Here is a 6,672-nt window from a genome sequence, read left to right on the forward strand (position 1 = left end):
ACTTCGGGCGCACGATGAAAAGGCTGTGGAAATGCTCGCTATTCCGCAAGAGAATCAGAAAAGGATCGTAGACCCGTCTTTGCCGGTCGGGAAGGCGCCGGAGGACGGTGAGGAGGAGTCACGGCTGCTGCTCCGGTTCGCGGCCCCGCGGGATCCGGCGCTGATCGCGAAGTGGATCAGCTACCAGGTGATCAACACCGAGCGGCAGGACTGGCGTCGGGGCGCGGAGGCTGCGCTGCGGTACCGGCAGCGGGAGGGCGATCTCGACGTCCCGTACGAGCACGTCGAGGCGGTGGGGGCGTTCCCGCTGGGGCGGTGGCTGTCGGATCAGCGGCGTACGTTCCGAGCCGGGACCATGACCGGCGAGCGCGCGGCGGAGCTGGAGGAGCTGGGGATCGTGTGGGACACCGCCGACGCCGGCTTCGCAACCAACCTCGGCGCAGCCCGCGCCTACTACGAGCTCCACGGAACCCTGGCCGCACCACGCGGCGCGGCGATCCTAGACGTCGCGATCGGGCAGTGGCTCACCAACGTGCGCCGCCCGGGTGGGCTGGGCAAAGACCCCGGCCGGGCACGCCGGCGGGCCGCCGCGCTCGCCGCGATCGACCCCGACTGGAACCCGGGGACGCTGGGATGGACGGTCGACTGGCAACGCCACTACGCCTACCTCACCCAGCTCCTCGCCTCCGGCGCGCGCCTGACCGCGATCGTCCCCGGCGTCACCCGGCACGGCGACGACATCGGACGCTGGCTCGCCACCCAACAGCGGGACTGGGACCGACTGAACGCCGAGCAGCAACGCCGGCTCGCCACACTCGGCGTGACCAAGGCCCCACGCGCCCGCAAGACGGCGGCGAAGACCGCTGCGGCGTCCGGCCCGCGCACAGGCGGCGAAGCCTTCCAGAAAGGCCTGGAGGCCCTCCAGCAGTACATCGCACGGGAAGGCCGCCTGCCGGGACGCGCCGTCGTGGAGGTGCTCCCCGACGGCACCGAACACCGCACCGGCATCTGGATCAGCAACCAGAAAGCCCGCCGCGACAAGCTCGACCAGGCGCAGCGCGCCGCGCTCGCCGAACTCGGCGTCGACTGGGCGGCGGGATAGCCCCGGACAACCCCGCTGGCGGAGGCAGCCAGAACCATCCAGACCGCAGGGTCGGCTCCACGTTCGTCGCCCGCATGACCAGTTCCGGACCATCCCCGCAAGCGCGGGGGTCGACAACGGCGTGTTCGTGGAGCCGTTCCACCACGACGGACCATCCCCACGGGCGCCGGGTCAACACCTCGACGTACCCATCGCGGTCGCGATTGGCCACGCCGGAGACGCACTGACGTGGCTTCAGGTCGTCGGCGGTGAGGCTCTGACTGCCCGGAAGTTCAGCGCGCGGTCGTCGGCCGGCATCGGGGAGGGGGCTTCAGTTGCCCAGGCCAGCAGCATCCGCAGGGCGTCGTGCGAGGGGCTGCCCGGCTCAGCGGCATATGTGATCAAGGCCTGATCGGGGTCGTCCGATGGGCGCAGGGTCTCGTAGGCCAGTTCCAAATCGCCTCCCATTGGATGGTGAAATCGCTTGGTTCCCGAGGTCTTGTCCTGCACCGGGTGCTCGGCCCACCAGCGACGGAAGTCCTCGCTCTTCATCGACAGTTCACCGATCAGGCTCGCCAACTGGGGGTCCTCGGGGTGCCGTCCCGCGTCCATGTGGAGGTAGGCCACATTCCCGCGGGCGCAGGATGACCAGTCCGCATACAGTTCCCGGGACGTCGCGTCGAGGAAGGTGATTCGGGCGATGTTGCGCTCGGCTCGGTCCAGATCCGCGTAGTCGCCGAAGAGGGCGACCGCTGCCGTATTCCAGGCCAGGATGTCCATGCGCCGGCCCATCACCATCGCCGGCATGTCAACCAGATCGTCCAGCATCCGCTGGAGCATAGGGCGCACGCGTTGCGGCCGGGGCTGGAGCCGGGGAACGTGCCGGGCGGAGGGCTGCGGTCGGGCGAGGCGGTGCAGGTGCCGGGTGGCGTCCCCGTCCAGCCGAAGTGCGCGGGCGAGGGCGTCGAGTACCGCACCCGAGGGGTTGGGCACGCGGCCCTGTTCCATCCGGGTGTAGTAGTCGACGCTCACTCCGGCGAGCTGTGCGATCTCCTCGCGGCGCAGGCCCGCGACCCGGCGCCGGCCCCCGAAGTCCGGCAGGGCGACGTCTTCAGGGTGCAGGAGGGCGCGGCGGGTTCGGAGGAATTCGCCCATGTTGATCGCTGTGCTCATACGACGATTGTGGCCGGTCGTGACGGGTGGTTGCCTGGCCCTGTCGGGGCCAGGCAACCACGCCTGCCGTCAGGAGGCGGGGATCGCGGTCGCCAGGCCCCCGTCGACGGCGATGTCCTGGGCGGTGATGTACGAGGACCGCGGGGAGAGGAGGAAGGCGACGGTCTCGGCGATGTCCTGGGCTTGGCCGAGCCGCCGCAGCGGCACCTGGGAGCGGATGGCATCGTGCGAGGCAGGGTCTGGGTTAGCGGCATCGAACATCTCGGTGACGATGTAGCCCGGGCTGATCGAGTTGACCCGGATACCCCGCTCGGCGAGATCGCTGCCCAGCGTGCGAGCCAGATTGTGGACGGCGGCCTTGGTAGCCGCATACACGGGTGCGACGGCCAGGCCCCGGTGCAGTGTCCACGAGGCGTTGATCACGATGGAACCGCCTCCCGCCGCGTCGAGCAGCGGCAGAACCTTCTGGACCGTGAAGAACACCCCCTTGAAGTTGACGTCGACGCTGAGATCGAAGTCCTGCTCCGTGACCTCGCCACTGCGCTGGAACACTCCGACCCCGGCATTGGCGAACACCCCGTCAAGACGTCCGTGGCGTTCACGGATCAGGGCAGCCAAGCGGTCGAGATCGGTGAGGCTGGCGGAGTCGGCCCGGACCGTGAACAGCCGGGCACCCTGGTCGGAGACCTTGGCCAGTTGTTCGGCCGCGCGGTCGAGGCGGGCATCGTCGCGGCCGGTGATGACAATATGGGCGCCGGCTTCCAGGAGCAGACGCGCGGTGGCCAGGCCCATCCCGCTGGTTCCGCCGGTGATCAGGACGACACGGTTGCGGAAGCCGGTCACATCACTGTTGTTGTCGGTCATGACCACAGCCTCGCCACCAGCTTCCAGGCCAACCAGGCCCAGATCAACCTGGGTCTCCCAGAACCCCCCTTCTGCGGCAGCCGAGACAGCCTCCACCACACCGCCCTGGACGTCCAACAATCGGCACCCACCGCCTGGCCCCATGTCAACCCGCGACTTCCGGAGCCGACCACTTAGATTCGGGGCATGGTGCACGTACTCGGCAGCAGGGTCCTGCTGCGCCCCACGGATCCGGAACGTTCCCGTGCCTTCTACGGCGAGGCGCTGGGCCTCGCCGTCTACCGCGAGTTCGGGACCGGGCCGGAGCGCGGCACGGTCTACTTCCTCGGCGGTGGGTTCCTGGAGGTCTCGGGACGCTCCGAGGAGCCGCCCGCCCCCGGTCTGCAGCTGTGGCTGCAGGTCGGCGACGCCCGCGCCGCGCACGAGGAGCTGGTGGCGGCGGGGGTACGGGTACTGCGGGCACCCGTGAAGGAGCCGTGGGGACTGGTCGAGATGTGGATCGCGGACCCGGACGGGGTGCGGATCGCGGTCGTGGAGGTGCCGGAGGACCACCCGTTGCGCTACCGACCCTGACCGGACGCGCCGCCGTCGGCCTCAGTCGGGGCGGAAGTCGGCACGGCCGAGTGCGGTCAGCACGCGGGCACGGGGACTTCCTTCGGCCCCGGAGGAAGTCGCCGAGCGGGTCGATGCGATGGCTGGCCATGACGACGGTGCGTCGTCGGCCTCGGTGGTAGCGGTACTCGGCCTGCTGCGCGAGTTGGAGAAGTCCGCGCGGGTCAAGAGCTCCACGCCGGAACAGTGGAGGGCCCTGGGAGTCCGTACGGACCGCGCCGCGCCCTATACGAGGCTGTGGTGGCCGGTGGACAAGTGGCGGGAAACCGCTGTCTCCGGAGGGCAGCGGTACCAAGAGGAAAGGCGCGGCGAGGAGCCGCAGTGGAAAGGGGATCGCGAAGGCCCGGTCCACAGAACCGTGGACAGGATGTTAGAACAGCGCCGCAGGCGGGTGCGGTCCCGGCAACCCCTTCGAAGGCCCGGGCGCCGCCTGACGATGGCGCCCCGTCCGGCTTCGTGCACGCGTACCGCCCGGTCCCGGGGGTGCGGGGGCCGGACCGCAGGCCGGCCACGGGCGACGGTCCCTGCTAAGCAGGTAGCTGGCTGCCCGGGCGCGGCCGAGGCGGTTGTGTGGAGCCGGCGCGGGCCGCGCTGGCTGTCGGCGGCCCAACTGCCTGAAGGTGCGGTCAAAGGGTGGTGGGTGGCCCGCACCAGACGAGCCACGTGCTCGGACGCCGGATTTCGGTCCAGCGGGTGGTTGGGCGGCCCGGTACTACTGCCGCCAGAGCGCTCTGGTCACCGGGCCTCGCCCGCGCACGCCCTGTCGGCGCGGACTGCGCCCGACCATAGCCGCCGCCAGCCATCGCCCAGCGTCAGAGGCACAGCGTTCGGCATCCTGTGTGACATGCGTGGGCGAGGGTTGACCCCCGGCGCTGACACCACTACTCGCACCGGAGCCCTCTTCTCCCGCATCCCCGCACCGTACGCGGGCAGCGATGAAGCCGTTCTCGGGCGGGGCGCAGCACCGCGCCCGAGAACGGCCGCGCGAAGGGGCCGCCGCCGCTCCTCACGGGGTGGTGACCCTCGACCCTGCTGCCCTCGCACCGCCCACGGCTGACCGCTCATCCGCGGCGACCGAGGACGTCGTCCAGTTCCACGAAGCCGGACTCGTCACGGCCCGAGTCCATGAAGGCGTCGACGGCCGGGGCCGCGGCGACGCGCAACTGCCAGCTGCGCACCACCTCCTGCAACGGGGTGAGACTGAAGGTGTGCCGGGCGTCCTCCAGGGCCTTGGCCCAGTCCCGCTCGAACGCCGGCACCCACGTGTCCGCGCGGCGGTCGGCGCGCAGCAGGGCACGGAGTTCGGCCGGGGCCCCGGGCGCGGGCGCGTACGGCGGGACGGTTACGTGGTCGGCGGGTTGGGCGCTCACGGGCTCCTCCAGGCAGGTTGTACCGCCACGGTAGCCGCCGCGGCGGTGGAGGGAGGGGGGGTTCAGCCCTCACGGCCGGTGGAGACGCCGGCCGTTACCTGTCCTGCGAGGTCAGGAGCAGGACCAGGATCGATGTTCACGAGGACGGGAGGCACCCCCGCGGCGGCCGCCTCCCCCGTGCGGGGGAGGCGGCCGCGACCTTCGGACGATGCCCGGACACCGGATAGGTGGCGACGATCAAGGCACATGCCATCACACCCCGAGATCGGAGCCTCACCGTGCTGAAGTGGACCCTGCGCGCCACCGCCGTCCTCGCCATCGCCGCCGCAATCGCCGCTCCCGTCGCCGTGACCGCACCCGAAGCAGTGGTCGCCACACCCTCTGTCGCCGTCGGCGCCCCCAGCCCCGATGGCCCGGGGGCTGAGCTCACCTCCGCCATGAGCGGGAAGTCGCGGTTGGACTCTCCCGTCGTCTTCTAGGACGCCCGGGGGACGCTCGGGCCTCTGGGGTCGTTCTCCCGGACCAGCACACGACAGCCCTGGCATACGGCGAACGACCTGGAGGAGCGGCCCGGCTTGCGAGGAAGGCCCGGCGCCGTCGGATTTCGTGAAGATCCCGCCCCGGCCAGATACCTCGGCGCCTCCCGAACCGCTGTCGAAGTGCTGCCCCTTCTCGTCTACGAAGCCAGAGCGGGTGGTGCCCAGTGCGGTGGCCACCGCTTCGGCGGACAGGCCGTCGTCAGCGCTTCCGCAGACCTTCTGCGGCGTGGTGTTGGGCGCGGCGGGGGCGGGCGCCGCCAGCGCGGTCGTGGCCCCCAGGGCCAGGGCTGCGAATGCGGTGGTGGCAAGGACGGAACGGGTGAATTTCATGTTTCCACCTGGTCGTCATTGGAGTTGGTCGCTCCTGCATGGTGCGACATGCGGGATGGCGGAACTGTTGCGCATCATCCGCAAAAGATGTGACCGCGCCGCCTTACCACCCCGCCCGCGGGCCGACGGACGGCCGCACGCGGGCGTCGAGGAGTGGGGGTGGTCGGATCCACGCGTACGCGAACACGTCGTCGACGCCCTTGTCGCCGCCGCGGCTCACCGGGGTGCGGTGGTTCATGACGTCTGCGCTGGCATGGCCGCAGAGGTGGCAGACGTCGGACTCGGCGAGGAGGCGGGCGCGCTGCTTGCGGTAGGCGTAGGTGGTGAGGTCGGTCCGCTTGGCCACGCCGTCTCCCCGTCTGCGGGGTGCCGGCCGGGGCCCTCGTCCCCGGGCGGCCGTACCCGCACCCACCCGCACCGTGGTGGTCTGTGGCCCCGTCAGTACGTGGGGCAGAGGTTGGTCTGTACGGCGGCGAGGATGAAGGCGGCCTTGGTGGGGCCAAAGCCGTCCGGATGGTTGGGACTGATGAAGCGCCGGTTCGTGGACTCGACACGCTTGGTCGGGTCCTTCTCGTCCTTCATGGACTGGCACTGACTCAGCCCGCGGCTGACGGCCTTGTCGTCCTTGCCGTTGACGATCTCGGGGTCGATCTTGTTGAGCGCAGCGAGGTAGATGGCGCGCTGCTCGGGGGCGGGGCTGGGC

General features: G+C 70.7%; 8 protein-coding genes and 1 pseudogene. 3 read left to right on the forward strand and 6 right to left on the reverse strand.

Annotated features, from left to right (window positions below):
• Positions 1 to 79 precede the first annotated feature (79 nt).
• Positions 80 to 1,102 (forward strand): helicase associated domain-containing protein, encoded by a 1,023-nt coding sequence (locus PV721_RS39490; RefSeq protein WP_319733106.1) that lies wholly within the window; start codon positions 80 to 82, stop codon positions 1,100 to 1,102.
• A 234-nt stretch (positions 1,103 to 1,336) separates the two neighbouring features.
• Here the strand turns inward: PV721_RS39490 and PV721_RS39495 are convergent, their stop codons facing one another.
• Positions 1,337 to 2,254, reverse strand: coding sequence for a helix-turn-helix transcriptional regulator (locus PV721_RS39495; protein ID WP_319733108.1), 918 nt, complete (start codon positions 2,252 to 2,254; stop codon positions 1,337 to 1,339).
• Positions 2,255 to 2,323: 69 nt separating this feature from the next.
• Complete coding sequence (locus PV721_RS39500; protein WP_319733110.1) at positions 2,324 to 3,235, reverse strand: SDR family NAD(P)-dependent oxidoreductase; 912 nt, start codon at positions 3,233 to 3,235, stop codon at positions 2,324 to 2,326.
• 69 nt (positions 3,236 to 3,304) lie between these two features.
• Between PV721_RS39500 and PV721_RS39505 the strand changes: the two genes are divergently transcribed.
• Entirely contained in the window at positions 3,305 to 3,691 is a 387-nt protein-coding gene (locus tag PV721_RS39505) for a VOC family protein (RefSeq protein ID WP_319733112.1), read from the forward strand.
• Between the two features lie 1,100 nt (positions 3,692 to 4,791).
• Here the strand turns inward: PV721_RS39505 and PV721_RS39510 are convergent.
• Positions 4,792 to 5,100, reverse strand: coding sequence for a DUF6247 family protein (locus PV721_RS39510; protein ID WP_319733114.1), 309 nt, complete (start codon positions 5,098 to 5,100; stop codon positions 4,792 to 4,794).
• Between the two features lie 278 nt (positions 5,101 to 5,378).
• On the opposite strand from PV721_RS39510, the gene PV721_RS39515 reads away from it, so the two are divergent.
• Positions 5,379 to 5,579 (forward strand): hypothetical protein, encoded by a 201-nt coding sequence (locus PV721_RS39515; protein ID WP_319733119.1) that lies wholly within the window; start codon positions 5,379 to 5,381, stop codon positions 5,577 to 5,579.
• 228 nt (positions 5,580 to 5,807) lie between these two features.
• Here PV721_RS39515 and PV721_RS39520 read toward each other — a convergent pair.
• The 3 genes and pseudogenes from PV721_RS39520 to PV721_RS39530 form a co-directional block, all read right to left on the reverse strand.
• A pseudogene (locus PV721_RS39520) lies at positions 5,808 to 5,969 on the reverse strand (spore-associated protein); the annotation flags it as partial.
• A gap of 103 nt (positions 5,970 to 6,072) precedes the next feature.
• Positions 6,073 to 6,315, reverse strand: a complete 243-nt coding sequence (locus tag PV721_RS39525) for a hypothetical protein (protein ID WP_319733116.1) — start codon at positions 6,313 to 6,315, stop codon at positions 6,073 to 6,075.
• A 92-nt stretch (positions 6,316 to 6,407) separates the two neighbouring features.
• On the reverse strand, positions 6,408 to 6,672 hold a 265-nt coding region (locus PV721_RS39530), incomplete at its 5' end, for a DUF732 domain-containing protein (RefSeq protein WP_319733117.1).

The sequence above is a fragment of the Streptomyces sp. MB09-01 genome, assembly GCF_033794505.1.
Lineage (GTDB): Bacteria > Actinomycetota > Actinomycetes > Streptomycetales > Streptomycetaceae > Streptomyces.